This window comes from Burkholderia sp. CpTa8-5, from assembly GCF_017815045.1.
Classification (GTDB): domain Bacteria; phylum Pseudomonadota; class Gammaproteobacteria; order Burkholderiales; family Burkholderiaceae; genus Burkholderia; species Burkholderia sola.
The window spans coordinates 85,133-101,897 of sequence record NZ_JAGIQD010000001.1; the positions used below are offsets into that span (position 1 = coordinate 85,133).

Genomic DNA, 16,765 nt, shown 5'->3' on the forward strand with positions numbered 1-16,765 from the left:
CAGGCGGGCCGGCCGGCTGTCTTTCATTCGGTGTCCGGCCTGATCGCGACATCGCCGGCCTCGCCGCCGTACCGGATCGACGTTTTCTCCTTTCCTTTTCCGTTTCCGCGCATTGCCCGCCGTTTCGCGTCCGCCGTCCGGCCAGCTGCGATCACGTCCGCCGATCTCAACCGCCAGCCGGCCCCGGCCGGCTGAAGCGCTGCTCGACCACTTCGGTTCCCCACTGCGTGCCCGCGGATTCGCTCGTCAGCGCAAAGCCGAACGACTCGTATAGATGACGTGCGGCATCGAGCCCCTTGAAGGTCCACAGGTAGGTCTCGCGAAACCGGTGCTCGTCGACGAAACGCATCGCCAGCGTCATCAGCCGACGCCCGACGCCCGAGCCGCGCAACGCGTCGTTGACGATGAACCAGCGCAGGTGCGCGACGCCCGTCGCCGGGTCGCCGTCGATCGCGAGCGACGCGAGCGTCCGGCCGTCTTCCTCGCACAGCCAGAGCGCCTTGCCGTCGGCCGGCAGCGCGCCCGCGAAGGCGGCCAGCTCGGTCGCCACCCGCTGTTCGAAGAACGCGCCGAAACCCCAGTGCTCCGCATAGAAGCGTGCATGCAGGCTCGCGATGTCGCCGATGCAGCCCGGCCGATAGCCTTCGCGAACCGACGGCGCATCGGCGGGCGCGACGCTCGCCCTGGCCGCGTTGTCCTGCGCGAGCGCATCGGCATACAGCGCGAGCGAACGCAGCAGCGCCTGCTGGTCGGCCGGCATCATGCGGCGCAGCGCATTCGACACCTGATCGGTCGCGAACGTGTCGATTCTTTTTTGGAGCTTTTTGCCTTCGGCGGTCAGGTACAGCTCGATCGCACGCGCATCCTCGGTCGACACGCGCCGCTCCACGATACCGGCCGCTTCGAGCCGCGCGAGTTGCCGGCTCGTGTTCGATTTGTCGAGCCGCAGGATGGCGCCGAGATCCTTCGCGTTGATGCCGGGCGCCATCCCGATCTCGAGGATCGCATGCACGGCCGACGGCGCCCAGTCGCTGTCGGCCAGCGTCGCGCGCATGAAGCCGAGCTCGCGCACCAGTTTGCGCGAAAAGTCGCGCAGCTCGAGGATGGTTGCGTCGCGCGGCTTGGCCGGTGCGTCGATGAGGTCCATGGTTTGCTCCCGAACGGTTGCGTATCGCAATCAATAATAGTTGCGGGTCGCAACTTGAGCAAGGCGATTTTCACGTGGATCGGTTGTTTCGAGGGGGCGCCTCCGAGCGGCCGATGGCCAGGCGGGCGAGGCGCGTTGACGAGCCGGCGCGACGGGCCGCGACGGGTATGGAAGCGGATGGCCGCGCGCGGCGAAGTGGCCGCATACTGGGCGGCGTTGGCCGACCTGCGAGCAGGGCGCCGATCGACCCATCGATCGACGACTGCCGACCACGGAGATCGCGATGAACAAGCAGCTGCCGATGACGATCGCGTTGCTTGCCGGGAGCGGCATCGGGGCGGTGCCGCTCCACGCGGCCGGCACCATGGACGCGCTGCCATGCAGCGCCGCGCATGCGGCGGACCCGGGCGGCGGGAACGCCGCGATGCCGGACACGTCGGTCCGCAGCTTTTCGACCGCCGGCTGTTCGGGCGCGGTGTTGCAGGGAGACCGCGCCACCGCGACGGTCAACGGCGACAGGGTCGAGTTGCGCGACGGCGTCGTCTATGTGAACGGCCGGTCCTATGGCGCGGTCACGCCCGCGCAGACGGTCGAATACGAGGTCGCGCGCGACCGGCGCACGTTGAAGGTCGACGGGAAAATCCGCACGCCGCTGCGCTGATGCGTACCGATTCGGTAGGCGGCAACCGCGACGTGCGATGCGGTTGCCGGATCGCCACGCCGGCGCGCGTCCTATTCGACGAGCGTCAGCCGGCCGTCGCTGAGCCGCACTTCGCGCCCCACCCACGCTGCCTCGACGCGCGGCAGCACGGCCGATGGCTTGCGCAGTTCGCGCAGCAGCGTCGCGCCGTGCGACAGCCGGCCGCCCATGCGCGCGATCACCGCCCGGGCGGCCTGGTACCGCGCGTGCCGGCCCGGGTCGAGCGTGTCTTCGAGCAGGATGTCGCGGCCGAGCACGCCCTGCGTGTCACCCGGATAGATCATGAAGCCGGCCGCCTCGTCGGTGCCTTCGCTGCCGTCCTGCCAGAAGCTGCCGTTGCGATCGCGGCGCTCGGGGTGCGGCGCGAACCACGTGTCGCGCTCGGTGGCCGGCATCGCGTGATGCAGGCGGAAGAACACGCGCATCAGGTTGTCGCGATACCACTCGCGCACCTGCAGATACCAGCCGCGCATGCCGGGCGCGCCGAGCGCGTGCAGTACGCGGACCGGCAGCGGCCAGTCGGGAAACGGCTGCAGCGGCAGGTCCGCGGCCGGTGGCCGCGCGGTGCCGGGATCGGTTTCCCACGGCAGGCGGTGCGGGCTGTCGTCGAGCTGGCCGTACGCGGTCGGCGGACGCCCCCACAGGGCGCCGCCGCTGCTCGCCAGCGATGACGCGATGCACAGGTTGCCCTGCACGACGAACACGTAGAAGCGCGTGAACCAGTCGGCCAGTTGCTGGCCGTCGGCGCGCCGTTCGACGAGCGTCGCCAGTTCCCGGTCGAAGCGTTCCAGGCCGCGCGCGAGCGTCGGCAGGTGCCCGCGCGCGACGCGCAGCATCCGCCAGAATACCGGCAGCGCACGCAGCAGGCGCAGCGCTCGCCAGCGCAGCGGCGGCGTCGCACCGCCGATCTCGCCGCTGTAGTGGGCGGCCGACACGCCCCAGTCCGAGAGACGCGCGAGGAACAGGTCGTTGTTGATGTACGACGCGCCGCCGTACAGCGCGGTGAACGGTTCGTTGTCGCGCAGCACGCGTGCGTCCCAGCGCGCCATGATGGCCGGGATGCTGCCGGCCGCCCGCCGTTGCGCATATTCGACGAGCCGGCTCGGCTGCGGCGGCAGGATCTCCGCGATGTTCGCGGCGGTCAGGTGACGATGCCAGCCGTAGGTGCTGATCGGACGGTACTGCAGCAGCCACAGCTGCGCACCGTCCCACGCCCATTCGACGTCGCCCGGCACGTAATGGAACGCGCGCAGCACACGTTGCAGGAACGCCCACAGCTGCTGCGCGGTCAGGCCGTGCGCGGTCGCGAACGTGCCGCGCTGCCACGGCTCGCCGAGCCGCGACAGAATCGCGCGCTGCGGGCTGGCCTGCCCGTCGGCGAGCGTTTCGAGGTGACCTTCGACCCATTCGACTTCGATCGCGAGATGGCGCACGAACGCGATACCCGACAGCACGGGCGTGATGAAGCGCTGCACGACGGCTTCCTCGAGGCCGCCGTCGAGCAGTTCGGCCACGCGCGCGGCCGCTTGCGATGCCGGTACGCGCAGGAACGTCGTGTGCAGGCCCGCGTTCGCCGCATCGGCCTGGTCTTCGCCATGGCTCGACGACCGGATCGCCCACTCGGCGTCCGGCTGGCTCGCGAGAAAGCCGGGCAGGCGCGGATCGTCGGCAGCGGTCAGCGACAGCGCGGGCGGCACCGGCAGCCCGGCCATCGCGGCCAGCGCGAGGCGCCCGCCTTTGGTATGCGCGACGAAGCCCGTGTCGTCTCCTTCGAGCCACTGCGCGAACGCCGCCGGCGCATCGATCCACGGATAGTGTCCCCAGCCGGGCTGCAGCGTGACGGTCAGGTCGGCGCGCGCGAGGATCGCCGACCACGCGGCGGCCTGCCCGACGCCGAGCACCGCATCCTGGCCGCCCCACACGAGTTCGATGCGATCGGTGACCCACTCGAGCAGCGGCAGCGCGGTATCGGCGCGCACGAGATCCCAGTGCGGCACGAACGCGCGGCAACGGGCATAGCCGGCGCCCATGCGGCGATACTGCGCGGACGTCCAGGTCCGGCTCGAGAACTTGCGGGCGAACAGCGCCGGGTAGTGCGCGAGCAGCCAGTGGATGGTCTTGCGCAGCGGCTTCGGCGCCATCAGTTTCGGCAGGCGCCGCTCCCACAGGAACGCGCCGACCGGGGCGAGCAGCACGCTGCGGCCGAAGTGGCCGGGGCGCCGCTGCAACGCGTGCAGGACCACCAGCGCATTGACGCCGACCGCCATGATCGCGTGCCCGGGTTCGGTCGCGTCCAGCAGCGCCTGCGCATAGGCGGCGAGATCCTCGCACGGCGGCGCGGGATGATCGCCGAAGCCCGGCAGTTCGAGCGGCACGGGGCGATAGCGCCGGAAGTGGGGCAGCGCGTCGTCCCACCAGTCGGCTGCGCTGCCGTTGCCGGCGAGGAGGTACAGGATCGGTTGGCTCATGAAGGCTTCGTCGGTCGACGATCGTCGCGATTGCCGCGGTTGTTGTTGGTATTGCCCGGTGCGAGTGGAATGGAAGCGTGGCCCCGCTCGGATGGATGGTGGGGCATTCTACGCGAGTCGATTTACGTCAATTTGCCGTTTGTTTGGGTCTCGCGCGGCGTCTTGCCGGTCCAGCGCCGGTACGCATGACGGAAGCTGCGCGGCTCGCTGTCGCCGAGCCGCTCCGCGATCTCGGCGACCGTCAGCGCGTGATCGTCGAGCAACCGCACGGCGTCGTCGCGACGCACGTCGTCGAGCAGCGACTGGAACGTGATGCCGTCCTTGTCGAGCCGACGGCGCAGCGTGCGTTCGGTCGGGTGCAGCGCATCGGCGAGTGTGCCGCCGATCAGCGTTCTTCCGGATCCGTTGCGGCCGCATCGAGTGCCGCAACGGAACCGGCGGCCGCGCGCCTGCGGATCTCGGAATCGAGGATCAACCGTCCGCGCAGCTTGCCTTTCATTCGCTTCACGTGCTTGGGCGCCTCGGTCATGTGCTCGACCATCAGCGCCCGGACGCGCTCGGCATCGCGCTCGCGCGCGGCCTGCAGGATCGCCTTGTGGATCGACACGTTCGCTTCGCCGAAGCGCTTGTGCTCGACGAGCGGCGTGTCGTTCCGGAACTCGATCAACTGCCGGATCATCTCGTTGATCAGTTCGCAGCTGAAGCGCAGGAACGGATTCGGATTCGCGGCCGCGAGGATGTCGTGGAACGTCGTGTCTTCCTGCCGCTGACGCAGCATGTGGCCGCGATCGTGCACGCCCGACGCGCCGTCGCAGGACGCGATGTTCGCCTCCAGCGCCGCGAAGTCGCGCTCGCTTAGATGCGGCACGGCGCCGGCGGCCAGCTCGGGTTCGAGCAGCTTGCGCACCGTATAGATGTCGTCGATCGTCACGTCCTTGAAGAACAGATAGTTCTGCAGCAGCTGAAGCGTGCGGTCGAGCGGCACCTCGACGACCATCCCGCCGCCCGACGGCCCCGTCGTGACCTTGATGAGCCCCTGCACCTCGAGCGACTTCAGCGCCTCGCGGATTGTGCTCTTGCTCACCGCGTAGAGCTGCTGCAGCTCGGCCTCGCGCGGCAGGCGGTCACCCGGCTTCAGGTCCTTCTCGGTGATCAGCCGCTTGATCTCCTCGGCGACCAGATCGGCCCGCTTCGGCTGCTTGATTTCGACCGCGAGGCCCGCCCTGGCTCGGTCCATGACCATCTTCACGACTCCTTTGTGTGGCTGCGCGCCGCGTCATCGTCGACGACAGGTGCCGGCGCGGGTACGGAATTTTGCCTGATTGACACCAATTTTGATCAACTCTAGCATCAGGTTCATTCTATTTATCATGATAAATAGGATCAACCGGCGGCGCGCATCCAGGAGTGGCGTGGGCACGGTTTGGCAGTCGGTCGTATCGCGTGTGTCCCCGTTCATGAGGAGCTCAACTTGAATCGCCGAGAACTGTTGAAACTGGCCGCGCTGTCGGCCGTGCCGGGCGCGCTCGGCAGCATGTCGTCCCGGGTCGCGTTCGCGCAGGGCTCGCCCATCCAGCTTGCCTGCCCGGTGCCGATGTCCGGCCCGTTCGCCGCCAACGGCAAGTATGCCGATCTCGGCATGCAGCTCGTCGTCAAGCAATACGGCAAGGTGCTCGGCGCGCCGCTCGCCTATACGGCGCTCGACACCGAGGGCAAGCCCGCGACCGCCGTGCGGCGCGTGCAGGAAATCGCGCAGCAGAAGGGCGTGCGCTTCTTCGCGGGCGGCATCCTGTCGTCCGAATCGCTGGCGATGGGCAAGGAAGTCCAGAAGGCGGACGGCGTGTTCATCACGACGGCCGGTGCGGACGAGATCACCGGCAAGGATTGCAACGCGGCGACGTTCCGCTGGTCGGTGCCGACGTTCGGCGCGATCGAGCAGACGGTGCGCCCGTTGATCCAGATGCTGCCGAAGGCGAAGCGCTGGTACACGATCACGCCGCAATACGTGTTCGGCGACGGCCTGCTGTCGGCCGCGAAGGCGGTCTTCAAGGAGAAGGGCATCGAGCACGTCGGCAACAGCTACCACTCGCTCGCCGAGAAGGAGTTCAGCGGCTACCTGACGAACGCGGCGGCCGCGCAGCCGGACGTGCTGCTGATCCTGAACTTCGGCTCGCAATCGTCGGACACGCTGCGCCAGGCCGTCAGCTTCGGGATGAAGCGCAACTGCACGATCCTGCTCGCATGGGCATCGGGCCTCGAGCAGTTCGAGGCGCTCGGGCCGGACATCTGCGACGGCGTGTATTTCGGCGCGCAGTACTGGCACGGCATCGATTCGCCGCTGAACCGCGATCTCGTGAAGCGCGCGAACGCCGCGTTCAAGGCGAACCCGAACTACAGCCTCGCGGGTTCGTACATCTGCTCGAAGATCCTGATCGACGCGATGGTAAAGGCCGGCAGCGCCGATCCGAAGAAGGTCGTCGCGGCGATGGAAGGGATGAAGTACGACGGCCTCACGGGCCCGGAGGAAATCCGCAAGGGCGACCACCAGGTGCTGAAGAACTACTACCTGCTGAAGGGCAAGCCGAAGGGCCGGATGAAGAATGCGGACGACTATGCCGACATCGTCAGCGCCGGCCAGTCGTTCCTGCCGCTCGACAAGACGGGCTGCAAGCTCGCGTGACGCCGTGCATGCGTTCGCGGCGCATCGCGCGCCGCGGGCGTCCGTTACCTTTCTTTCCGACACGGAAGCCATGAACGTCTATCTGCTGCAGATCGTCAACGGCATCGGCGTGGGCATGCTGTATTTCCTGCTCGCGGTCGGCCTGTCGATCGTGTTCGGCCTGCTGCGCTTCGTGAATTTCGCTCACGGCGCGTTCTACCTGCTCGGGGCGTACCTCTGCTACCAGGCGCTGCAATGGTCGGCGAATTTCTGGGTCGCGCTCGCGCTCGTGCCGCTCGTCGTCGGCGCGTTCGCGTGGATCGTCGAGAAGCTGGTGCTGCGCCACGTGTACGCGCAGCAGCATGAATTCCACATCCTCGCGACGGTCGGGCTCGCGCTCGTGCTGCAGGAGTGCGCGATCCTCGCGTGGGGGCCGCTCGGCGACAACGTGCCGCCGCCCGACGCGCTGAACGGCGTCGTGATCTGGGGCGGCTTCGTCTACCCGAAGTACCGGCTGTTCGTGATCGCGTTCACGGCCGTCCTCGCCGCGTTGCTGTGGTGGGTGCTCGAAGGCACGCGGCTCGGCAGTACGGTGCGTGCGGGCAGCGAGTCGACGGAGATGGTGTCGCTGCTCGGCATCAACGTGACCCGCGTGTTCAGCCTCGTGTTCGCGCTCGGCGCGGCGACGGCCGCGCTGGCCGGCGTACTCGCCGCCCCGATCCGCGGCGTCGATCCGTTCATGGGCATCGAGGCGCTCGGCGTCGCGTTCGTCGTGGTCGTCGTCGGCGGGATGGGGAATTTTCTCGGCGCGCTCGTCGGCGGGCTGCTGGTCGGCATCGTGCAGAGCCTGATGAGCACGCTGTGGCCGGAAGGCGCGCGGCTGATGATCTACGTCGCGATGGCGGCCGTGCTGCTGCTGCGTCCGAACGGTTTGCTGGGGAGGGCTGCATGATCGATTCGTCGAAACCGCTGCCGCCGGGCGCGGCGGCGTCGCAACGCCCGCAGCCGTGGCGCGGCGTGTTGCAGCGGCCGGAAGGCTGGCTCGCGGTGGTGGCCGCGTGCGTGTTGCCGCTTGTGCTGAGTTCGGGCTCGCTCGCGACCGAAGTGCTGGTGTTCGCGCTCGCCGCGCTCGGCTGCAACCTGCTGCTCGGCTACACGGGGCTGTTGTCGTTCGGGCAGGGCATCTTCTTCGGGCTCGGCAGCTACGCGGCGGGGCTCGTGCTGACGCGCGGCGTCGCGTCCGTGACGGCCGCGCTGGTCGCGGCCGCGGTGCTCGGTGCCGTCGCGGCCGCACTCGTCGGCTGGTTCTCGATCCGGCAGCGCGGCACGTATTTCGTGATGCTGACGCTTGCGTTCGGGCAGCTGTTCTATTTCCTCGCGTATACGACGCCGAACGTGACGGGCGGCGACAACGGGCTGCTCGACATCCCGCGCCCGGCGCTCGCCGCATTCGGGCAACCGCTCGTGTCGCTCGCTTCGCCGTGGCGCTACTACGGCTTCGTCGCGGTGCTGTTCGTCGCGGTGTTCTGGCTGCTGCTGCGCGTATCGCGCTCGGTGTTCGGCCGCACGCTGCTCGCGATTCGCGACAACGAAGCGCGCGCGGCGGCGGCCGGCTACGACGTGAAGCGCTTCAAGCTCGCGGCGTTCGTGATCTCGGGCGCGGTCACGGGCCTGGCCGGGGCGCTGCACGCGCTGATGACGGGCATCGCGCCGCTGTCGAACATCGACTACCACACGAGCGAGATGATCCTCGTGATGACGGTGATCGGCGGCACGGGCAACCTGTTCGCGTCGGTGCTCGGCGCGGCGTTCTACGTGCTGTTCGCGGACTGGCTGTCGACGCTGTGGCCGCGCTGGTTGCTGCTGCTCGGCCTCGTCTTGATCGCGGTCAGCCTGTTCATGCAGCGTGGGTTGTGGGGGCTGGGCGAACGCATCGTGGCGTCGCTGCGGCGTAGCGATCGCGCGGCGGCCACGGTCAAGGAGCGGCAATGAGCGAAGCGATTCTCGAAGCGCGCGGCATCGTCAAGCGCTACGGCAAGTTCACCGCGCTGGGCGGCGTCGATCTGCGCATCATGCCGCGCACCGTGCATTCGGTGATCGGCCCGAACGGCGCGGGCAAGACGACGCTGTTCCATACGCTGACCGGCACGCTGCCGATCACGTCGGGCTCGATCCTGTTCGACGGTCACGACGTGTCGCACGAACCCGATCACAAGCGCGTGCGGCGCGGCATCGCGCGCTCGTTCCAGGTCACGAGCCTGTTTCCGAACCTGAGCGTGCGCGAGAATCTGCGCGTCGCCGCGCAGGGCGTCGAATCGCGGCGGGCGTTGAATCCGTGGACGCCGCCGCGCGGTGCGCTCGCGCATGACGGCATCGTCGACGACGTCCTCGAGCGGCTCGGCCTGCAGCGCTTCGCCGATACCGCGGCCGGCGTGCTGTCGCACGGCCAGCAGCGCCGGCTCGAGGTCGGCATGGCGCTGGCGGCGCGGCCGCGCGCGATCTTTCTCGACGAGCCGACGTCGGGCATGGGCATCGACGATCTCGACGACATGAAGACGCTGATCCGCGGCCTGCGCGACGACTACACGGTCGTGCTGATCGAACACAACATGGGCATCGTGATGGACATCTCGGACACGATCACGGTGATGCAGCAGGGGCGCGTGCTGGTCGAAGGCAAACCCGAAGCGATCCGCGGCGACGAGCGCGTGCGCAGCGCGTATCTCGGCAACATGATCACCGGAGGCCGCGCATGATGCTCGACGTGAAAGAGGTTCATGCGTGCTACGGCAAGAGCCACGTGCTGCAGGGCATTTCGCTGAACGTGAACGAAGGCGAGACAGTGACGCTGCTCGGCCGCAACGGCGCGGGCAAGTCGACGACGCTCAAGACGATCGCGGGCGTCGTCGCGCCGACCGGCGGCACGGTGACGTTCGCGGGCCGACCGGTGTCCGGGCAGCCCGCGCACCGGATCGCCGCGCGCGGCCTGTGCTTCGTGCCCGAGCATCGCGGGATCTTCCGGCTGCTGTCGGTCGAGGAAAACCTGCGGCTCGGCGCGCGTCGCGATTCGCCGTGGCAGCTCGACGATATCTACCGGATCTTTCCGCGCCTGAAGGAGCGCCGTCGCAACGGCGGCGCGCAGTTGTCGGGCGGCGAGCAGCAGATGCTCGCGATCGGTCGCGCGCTGATGAATCATCCGCGGCTGCTGATGCTCGACGAGCCGGTCGAGGGGCTTGCGCCGGTGATCGTCGAGGAAATCGTCGAGCAACTGAAGCGGATCAAGGCGGCCGGCGTCGCGATCCTGCTCGTCGAACAGAACCTCGAAGTGTGCACGCAGCTCGCCGATCGCCACTTCGTGATCGAGCAGGGCGTGATCGTCTACGAAGGCAGCAACGCGGCGTTCGCGGCCGATCACGACGTGAAGGACCGCTACCTGGGCGTCGGCGTCGCATGAGCCGTGCCCTTTCAATGCGAGGAATGGCAACGATGCAAGTACAGGATTCGACTCCGGGCGTCGCGGCGTCCGGCTTGCGCGTCGACGGCGCGCGGCTGTGGGACAGCCTGATGCGGCTCGCGCGGATCGGCGCGACCGACAAGGGCGGCGTGTGCCGTCTCGCGCTCACCGAACTCGATCGCGACGCGCGCGACCTGTTCGTCGCGTGGGCGCAGGACATCGGTTGCACGGTGCGCGTCGATGCGATCGGCAATATCTTTGCGCGGCGCGCCGGCGAACGGGACGACCTGCCGCCCGTGGCGACGGGCAGCCATATCGACACGCAACCGACGGGCGGCAAGTTCGACGGCAACTACGGCGTGCTGGCTGGCCTCGAGGTGCTGCGCACGCTCGACGACGCCGGGGTGCGCACGCGCGCGCCGCTCGAGGTGGCGGTCTGGACCAACGAGGAAGGGTCGCGCTTCGTCCCGGTGATGATGGGTTCCGGCGTGTTCGCGGGCGCGTTCACGCTCGACCATGCACTCGCGCAATGCGACCGCGACGGCGTGTCGGTGCGCGACGCGCTGGCCGCGATCGGCTACGCGGGCAGTGCGGACGACGGGCACGGCGCGCATCCGGTCGGCGCGTATTTCGAAGCGCATATCGAGCAGGGGCCGGTGCTGGAAGCGCACGACACGACGATCGGCGTGGTCGAGGGCGCGCTCGGACAGCGCTGGTACGACGTGACCGTCCACGGGATGGAGGCACATGCGGGCCCGACGCCGATGGAACTGCGGCGCGACGCGCTGCTGGTCGCGGCCGATCTCGTGCGCAAGGTGAACGAGATCGCGCGTGCGCATCCGCCGCATGGACGCGGCACGGTGGGCTGGGTCGACGTGCACCCGAATTCGCGCAACGTGATTCCCGGCCGCGTGACGCTGACCGTCGACCTGCGCGCGGCCGACGACGCGATGCTGGCGGCGATGGATGCGGAGCTGCGTGCGGCATGCGCGGACCTGGGCGCGGCGGCCGGGATGCGGATCGACATCGAGCCGGTCGTGTACTTTCCGCCGCAGCCGTTCGATCCGGCGCTGGTCGAGCAGGTCCGTGCCGGCGCGCGTGCACTCGGGCTGTCGTCGATGAACGTGATCAGCGGTGCGGGCCACGACGCGGTGTATCTCGCGCGCGTCGCGCCGACCGCGATGATCTTCGTGCCGTGCAAGGACGGCATCAGCCACAACGAGATCGAGGACGCCGATCCGGTGCATCTGGAAGCCGGCTGCAACGTGCTGCTGCACGCGATGCTGGGCGCGGCCGGGATCGCGGAGGGCGCCGCGCAATGAAGATCCTGATTGCCCGGATGAACCACGAGACCAACACGTTCTCGCCGGTGCCGACGCCGCTCGCCGCGTTCGGCCGCCACGGCCCCGACTGGGGCGACGACGCGTATCGCGCGAATCACGGAATGCGTACCGCGATGGCCGCGTTCATCGATGCGGCCGAGCGCGAAGGCGCGGACATCGTGACGCCCGTGTCGGCGGCCGCGAACCCGAGCGGGCCCGTCGCGGCCGACGCGTATGCGGCGATCTGCGACGCGATCGTTGCCGCCGCGCCCGGCTGCGATGCGGTGATGCTCGACCTGCACGGCGCGATGGTCGCCGAGCAGAGCGCGGACGGCGAGGGCGACCTGCTCGCGCGCGTGCGCGCGGCGCTGCCCGATGCGCCGATCGCGGTCGCGCTCGACCTGCACGCGAACGTCACGCAGAAGCTGATCGACAACGCAGACGTGATCGTCAGTTTCAAGACCTATCCGCACGTCGACATGGTCGAGACCGGCGAGCATGCGGCGCGCGTGTTGCTCGACCGGATTCACGGCCGCGCGCGGCCCGTGCTCGCATGGCGGCAGCCGCCGCTGATGACGTCGACGCTGCGCAGCGCGAGCGCCGAAGGCGCGATGCGGCGCGCGGTGGAGGCCGCGCGCGCGGCCGAGGCGGACGGCATGCTCGCGGTGTCGATCCTGCCCGGCTTCTCGCTCGCGGATATCCCCGCGCCGTGCATCAGCGTGGTCGTGGTGGCCGACGGCGACCGCGCCGCGGCTGACGCAGTGGCCGAGCGCATCGCACGGCAGATCTGGGACGCGCGCGACGCGTTCGTCTATCGCAGCGCGCCGCTCGCCGAATCGGTCGCGCGGGCCGCGGCGCTCGCCGACGGCGCGGACCGCCCGGTGCTGATGCTCGATCACGGCGACAACTGCATGTCGGGCGGCCCGTGCGACACGATGGATCTGCTCGAAGCCGCGCTCGCGCACGGGCTCGACGGAATCGTCAGCGGGCCGTTGTGCGACCCGGAAGCGGTCGCGGCGCTGATCGACGCGGGCGTCGGCGCGACCGTCACGGTGCCGGTCGGCAACCGGTTGCCGTCGCACGGCGGCGTGCGGCGCGAACCGTTTCGCGCGACGGGCATCGTGCGCGTGATCACCGACGGCGAATACGTGATTACCGGGCCGACGTATACCGGGCAGCGTGCGTACATGGGACGCGCGGCCGTGCTCGATATCGGCACGGCCACGCTCGTCGTCACCGAGCGCACGCAGGAGCCGTGGGATCTCGGCGTGTTCGAGAGCGTCGGCGTCGATCCGCGCCGCGCGCGCTTCCTGCTGCTGAAGTCGCGGATGTATTGCCGGCCGGTGTTCGTGCCGATTTCGTCCGCGCTGGTCGAATGCGACAGCCGCGGCGTGACGAGCTCGGACTACGGGTTGTTTCGCTACGAGCAGCTCGCGCGGCCGGTGTATCCGCTCGACGACATCGTCGAGTGGTCGGCGGGCACGCGACGCACGGATTGACGGAACCGAACCGGGTGCGAGACGCCGGGCGCGCGCGCTTTCGGGCATCATGCGATGGCGCCGGCCCGTCGGGCAGCAGGGCCGGGCAATCCATTGCGTCCGCAACCGATCCGGAGAACCGACCGCCATGCATTCGAATCCCTTCCGCCTGCGCAGCGCGCGCCTGCTCGCCGCGCTGACCCTCGCCACGACGGCCGTTGCCGTGCACGCCGCCGACTGGATCGTGTCCGGCAACGACGGCAAGTATCAACGCGTCGAGGGCCGCGACACCTATCTGCCTGCCCCGCCCGCCGACACGCTGACGCTGCTCGACGCCAGCACGTTCCCGCCGAAGGTTGCTTTGCAGGTCGACGTCGAGAACGGCATCCAGGGGCCGCCGCAGGCCGTCGCGATCACGCCCGACGCGAAGCTCGCGCTGGTCGGCGCGCCGACGCGCTACGACACGGCCGCGAAGCAGCTCGTGTTCGACACGTTCCTGCAGGTCGTGAATCTCGACAGCGCGCCGCCCGCGATCACGCGCGTCGAGCTCGGCACGCATCCGCAAGGGATCGCGATCGACCGCGCGGGCCGGCTCGCGATCGTCGCCAACGTCGACGGCAGCGTATCGATCCTGCGCATCGACGGCACGCAGGTGACGCTCGACGGCAACCTGAAAATCGGCAAGAAGCGGCTGGCCGGGATCAGCTTCACGCACGACGGCAAGCACGCGCTCGTGTCGCTGCGCGACGAGCAGGGCATCGCGGTGCTGAACGTCGACGACGGCAAGGTGACCGACAGCGGCACGCGGCTGAGTACGGGCGTCGCGCCTTACACGATCGACGTGTCGAGCGACAACCGCTGGGCCGTCGTCAGCAACGTCGGGCTCGCCGGGCTGCCGGGCTATACCGGCACGCTCGCGGGCGACGCCGATTCGGTCGCGCTGATCGACGTGTCGCGCGTGCCGTTCCGCACGGTTCAGTATTTGACGGTGCCGTCGCTGCCGGAAGGCGTCGCGATTTCGCCGAACGGGAAGTGGATCGCCGTGCAGGCAATGGACGGCTCGAACCTGACGGCCGACAACCCGGGCCGCCACAAGATCGGCAAGGTGCTGCTGTTCGAGATCCGCGACGGGCAGGCCGTGAAGGTGAGCGAGGTGCCGGGAGGCGAAGCCGCGCAGGGCATCGCGTTTACCGCCGACAGCCGGCACGTGATCGTGCAGTTCAACGTCGAACGGCAGCTTGCGCTGTATGCGGTCGATGGCGGCAAGCTGCGCGATACGGGCAAGCGGATCGCGCTGACGGGCGGGCCGTCTTCGTTGAGGACGTTGCCGCGCTGACGGGCTCGGCGGGACTTGTCGGCGGCTTGCGGATCAGCTGCGAGATGGCGGAAAACATCACCGCGCGGCTCGACGAAGCGTTGTCAGCCGCGCACGCCGGCGGCGCGGATCACGCGGAACGATGCGGGCCGTTCGGTCGTGAGCGGCATGCGCCCCTTCAAGGGTTGAAGGGGCACGCGAGCCGGCGACGCGCACGCGGGGATGCGCGCGGTACGGCCGCACCGGGTCGCACGACCGCGGTTACGGACGCAGCAGATCGAACCCGCCGAATACCACGACACCGCTGAGCGCGATCATTGCGACGGAGTGCTGGCCGAAGTAAAGAATCGCGGCGGCGAGCCACGTCGTGATGCAGAAGGCGCCGATGCGGGCCATCGTGTGTTCCTCGAATGCGTAATGAAGTGAATGCGTGCCGCACGGTGTTCGCCGCTCGGGCGGTGAGCGCCGTGCGGTACGCGTGCAAGCGGACGGAAAAGGCGACTCGGGGAAGCCGCGAGGGCGTCGTCGGCATACGTTGTATGCCGTGCCTCGAAAGTCCGGGAGTCGGAGCCGGCGGCATCGCGCGGTCGGGCCTGAACGAGGCGTCCGACGTGCGCATCCGGCCGGCGAAGCGGCGATTTTACCAGTGCCGTCATGCTGCCAATCTGGCCCTTTCGCGATCAATTGCGATCATCAACGGGCAATCTACCCGACCCCGATATTCAAGTTTCGTGTGATGAATGCCGTAAACGGACTGGAAGGCGATTTCCGCCCCTGTGACTTCGTTTACCGACACACGGACCGACACGATGCAGATCGATTTCTCCACGACCACGCGATCGCCGCTCGTTGACAGCGGCGTGGCCGCGAACCCGCCGGCCGCGACGTCGTCCACCGGCGGCGCGACGGATGCCGCGAGCACGACGGGCACAACTGGCACAACGGGCGCCACCGCCGTGACTGGCACGTCGAGCACTCCCGGCACGAAGGATTCGACCGACGCCACCGGCGCAACGCCCGGCGCAGCGGGCGCATCGTCGGAGGACCCGGCGGTCGCCCAGCTGAAGGCGCTGATCGAGCGGCTGCAGAAGCAGCTCGCGACCTTGGAGCGGCAGATGGCCACCGCGGCCCAGCGCGCCAAGGACGACCCGGCCGCGGCCGTCGAGCAGCAGTCGCTGAACGCGGAAGCCAGCGCGATTTCGGCCGCGCTCGCGACGGCGATCTCGCAACTCGCCGCGGCGCTGGAAAAATCCGGCGGGTCGCAGTCGGGCGGGCTGGTGTCGACGCAGGCCTGAGCGGCCGCGGCGGCGTCGGCCGCACGCATTACAATCGTCAGTTCGTCTCCCTCTCAAGGACGGCTGAACGATGAACGCGGAACTCGACGACGACGAACTCGTTCGCTTCGACGCGCACGGCGGCACGCCGCTGCCGGCAGCCGATGCCGAAGGATGGCTCGACCACGACGGCGCGCGCATCTGGCACGCGTCGTTCGGCCAGGGGCCGGCGGTCGTGCTGCTGCACGGCGGCCTCGGCCATGGCGGCAACTGGGGCAACCAGGTGCCGGCGCTGCTCGCGGCCGGCTACCGCGCGATCGTGATCGACAGCCGCGGTCACGGCCGCAGCACGCGCGACGACCGCCCCTATTCGTACGAACGCATGGCATCGGACGTGCTTGCCGTCCTCGATGCGCTGCACGTCGACCGTGCACGCTTCGTCGGCTGGAGCGACGGCGCATGCATCGCGCTCATGCTGGCTGCCCGCGCACCGGAACGCGCGGCCGGCGTGTTGTTCTTCGCGTGCAACATGGATCCGGGCGGCACGAAGGAGATGGCGCCGAGTCCGCTGATCGACCGCTGTTTCGCGCGGCATCGGAAGGACTATGCGCGACTGTCCGCGACACCGGACCAGTTCGACGCGTTCGTCGCGGCCGTCAGCGAAATGATGCGCACGCAACCGAATTACACCGCGCAGGATCTCGCGGCGATCGCCGTGCCGGTTGCGATCGTGCAGGGCGAGCACGACGAATTCATCCGGCCCGAGCATGCGGCGTACCTCGCGCGGACGATCCCGGGCGCGACGCTGACGATCCTGCCCGGCGTGAGCCATTTCGCGCCGCTGCAGCGGCCCGCGCGGTTCAACTCGGCGATGCTGGCGTTTCTCGACCGGCTGCCACGGTGATACGCGGGCAGGACGCACGGCCCGCGGACGAGCGGCGGCGTGCG

Annotated in this window: 16 protein-coding genes and 1 pseudogene; 11 read left to right on the top strand and 6 right to left on the bottom strand. The window is 69.1% G+C overall.

Annotated features, from left to right (window positions below; translation table 11 throughout):
• Window positions 1-166: 166 nt before the first annotated feature.
• Entirely contained in the window at window positions 167-1,147 is a 981-nt protein-coding gene (locus J8I35_RS00385) for a helix-turn-helix domain-containing GNAT family N-acetyltransferase (RefSeq protein WP_050016592.1), read from the bottom strand.
• A gap of 283 nt (window positions 1,148-1,430) precedes the next feature.
• On the opposite strand from J8I35_RS00385, the gene J8I35_RS00390 reads away from it, so the two are divergent.
• Window positions 1,431-1,808, top strand: a complete 378-nt coding sequence (locus J8I35_RS00390; protein WP_209924184.1) for a sugar ABC transporter ATPase — start codon at window positions 1,431-1,433, stop codon at window positions 1,806-1,808.
• 71 nt (window positions 1,809-1,879) lie between these two features.
• Here J8I35_RS00390 and J8I35_RS00395 read toward each other — a convergent pair whose 3' ends face one another.
• The 3 genes and pseudogenes from J8I35_RS00395 to J8I35_RS00405 all read right to left on the bottom strand — a co-directional run bounded on the left by J8I35_RS00395 (window position 1,880) and on the right by J8I35_RS00405 (window position 5,558).
• Complete coding sequence (locus J8I35_RS00395; RefSeq protein WP_209924185.1) at window positions 1,880-4,315, bottom strand: PEP-utilizing enzyme; 2,436 nt, start codon at window positions 4,313-4,315, stop codon at window positions 1,880-1,882.
• Window positions 4,316-4,437: 122 nt separating this feature from the next.
• Window positions 4,438-4,689: pseudogene (locus J8I35_RS00400) on the bottom strand (helix-turn-helix transcriptional regulator); the annotation flags it as partial.
• A gap of 11 nt (window positions 4,690-4,700) precedes the next feature.
• The gene (locus J8I35_RS00405; RefSeq protein WP_209924186.1) at window positions 4,701-5,558 is read right to left on the bottom strand and encodes an FCD domain-containing protein; all 858 of its coding nucleotides are present in this window, start codon (window positions 5,556-5,558) and stop codon (window positions 4,701-4,703) included.
• A gap of 228 nt (window positions 5,559-5,786) precedes the next feature.
• On the opposite strand from J8I35_RS00405, the gene J8I35_RS00410 reads away from it, so the two are divergent.
• From J8I35_RS00410 to J8I35_RS00445, 8 genes are all read left to right on the top strand, one after another.
• Window positions 5,787-6,995, top strand: coding sequence for an ABC transporter substrate-binding protein (locus J8I35_RS00410; RefSeq protein WP_050013637.1), 1,209 nt, complete (start codon window positions 5,787-5,789; stop codon window positions 6,993-6,995).
• 70 nt (window positions 6,996-7,065) lie between these two features.
• On the top strand, window positions 7,066-7,926 hold the full coding sequence (locus J8I35_RS00415; protein WP_050013636.1) for a branched-chain amino acid ABC transporter permease: 861 nt from the start codon (window positions 7,066-7,068) through the stop codon (window positions 7,924-7,926).
• Entirely contained in the window at window positions 7,923-8,966 is a 1,044-nt protein-coding gene (locus J8I35_RS00420; protein ID WP_050013635.1) for a branched-chain amino acid ABC transporter permease, read from the top strand. Before J8I35_RS00415 ends, J8I35_RS00420 begins: the two co-directional genes overlap by 4 nt.
• On the top strand, window positions 8,963-9,730 hold the full coding sequence (locus J8I35_RS00425) for an ABC transporter ATP-binding protein (RefSeq protein ID WP_050013634.1): 768 nt from the start codon (window positions 8,963-8,965) through the stop codon (window positions 9,728-9,730). Before J8I35_RS00420 ends, J8I35_RS00425 begins: the two co-directional genes overlap by 4 nt.
• Entirely contained in the window at window positions 9,727-10,428 is a 702-nt protein-coding gene (locus tag J8I35_RS00430; RefSeq protein WP_050013633.1) for an ABC transporter ATP-binding protein, read from the top strand. The genes J8I35_RS00425 and J8I35_RS00430 overlap by 4 nt, the downstream gene beginning before the upstream one ends.
• A 32-nt stretch (window positions 10,429-10,460) precedes the next feature.
• A complete protein-coding gene (locus J8I35_RS00435; RefSeq protein WP_050013657.1) occupies window positions 10,461-11,750 on the top strand; it encodes a Zn-dependent hydrolase in 1,290 nt (429 codons plus the stop codon).
• Complete coding sequence (locus tag J8I35_RS00440) at window positions 11,747-13,249, top strand: M81 family metallopeptidase (RefSeq protein ID WP_209924187.1); 1,503 nt, start codon at window positions 11,747-11,749, stop codon at window positions 13,247-13,249. The genes J8I35_RS00435 and J8I35_RS00440 overlap by 4 nt, the downstream gene beginning before the upstream one ends.
• Window positions 13,250-13,376: 127 nt before the next feature.
• Window positions 13,377-14,564, top strand: a complete 1,188-nt coding sequence (locus tag J8I35_RS00445; RefSeq protein WP_124630044.1) for a beta-propeller fold lactonase family protein — start codon at window positions 13,377-13,379, stop codon at window positions 14,562-14,564.
• A gap of 240 nt (window positions 14,565-14,804) precedes the next feature.
• On the opposite strand, the gene J8I35_RS34790 is transcribed toward J8I35_RS00445, so the two are convergent.
• Both J8I35_RS34790 and J8I35_RS34930 read right to left on the bottom strand, forming a co-directional pair.
• Complete coding sequence (locus J8I35_RS34790) at window positions 14,805-14,939, bottom strand: hypothetical protein (RefSeq protein ID WP_006405345.1); 135 nt, start codon at window positions 14,937-14,939, stop codon at window positions 14,805-14,807.
• A gap of 256 nt (window positions 14,940-15,195) precedes the next feature.
• Complete coding sequence (locus J8I35_RS34930; RefSeq protein WP_260429667.1) at window positions 15,196-15,510, bottom strand: hypothetical protein; 315 nt, start codon at window positions 15,508-15,510, stop codon at window positions 15,196-15,198.
• On the opposite strand from J8I35_RS34930, the gene J8I35_RS00450 reads away from it, so the two are divergent.
• Together J8I35_RS00450 and J8I35_RS00455 are read left to right on the top strand one after the other, a co-directional pair.
• Window positions 15,404-15,838, top strand: coding sequence for a hypothetical protein (locus J8I35_RS00450; RefSeq protein WP_348522247.1), 435 nt, complete (start codon window positions 15,404-15,406; stop codon window positions 15,836-15,838). The two genes, J8I35_RS34930 and J8I35_RS00450, sit on opposite strands and share 107 nt — an antisense overlap.
• Before the next feature lie 70 nt (window positions 15,839-15,908).
• Window positions 15,909-16,721, top strand: a complete 813-nt coding sequence (locus J8I35_RS00455; RefSeq protein WP_209924189.1) for an alpha/beta hydrolase — start codon at window positions 15,909-15,911, stop codon at window positions 16,719-16,721.
• Window positions 16,722-16,765 lie beyond the last annotated feature (44 nt).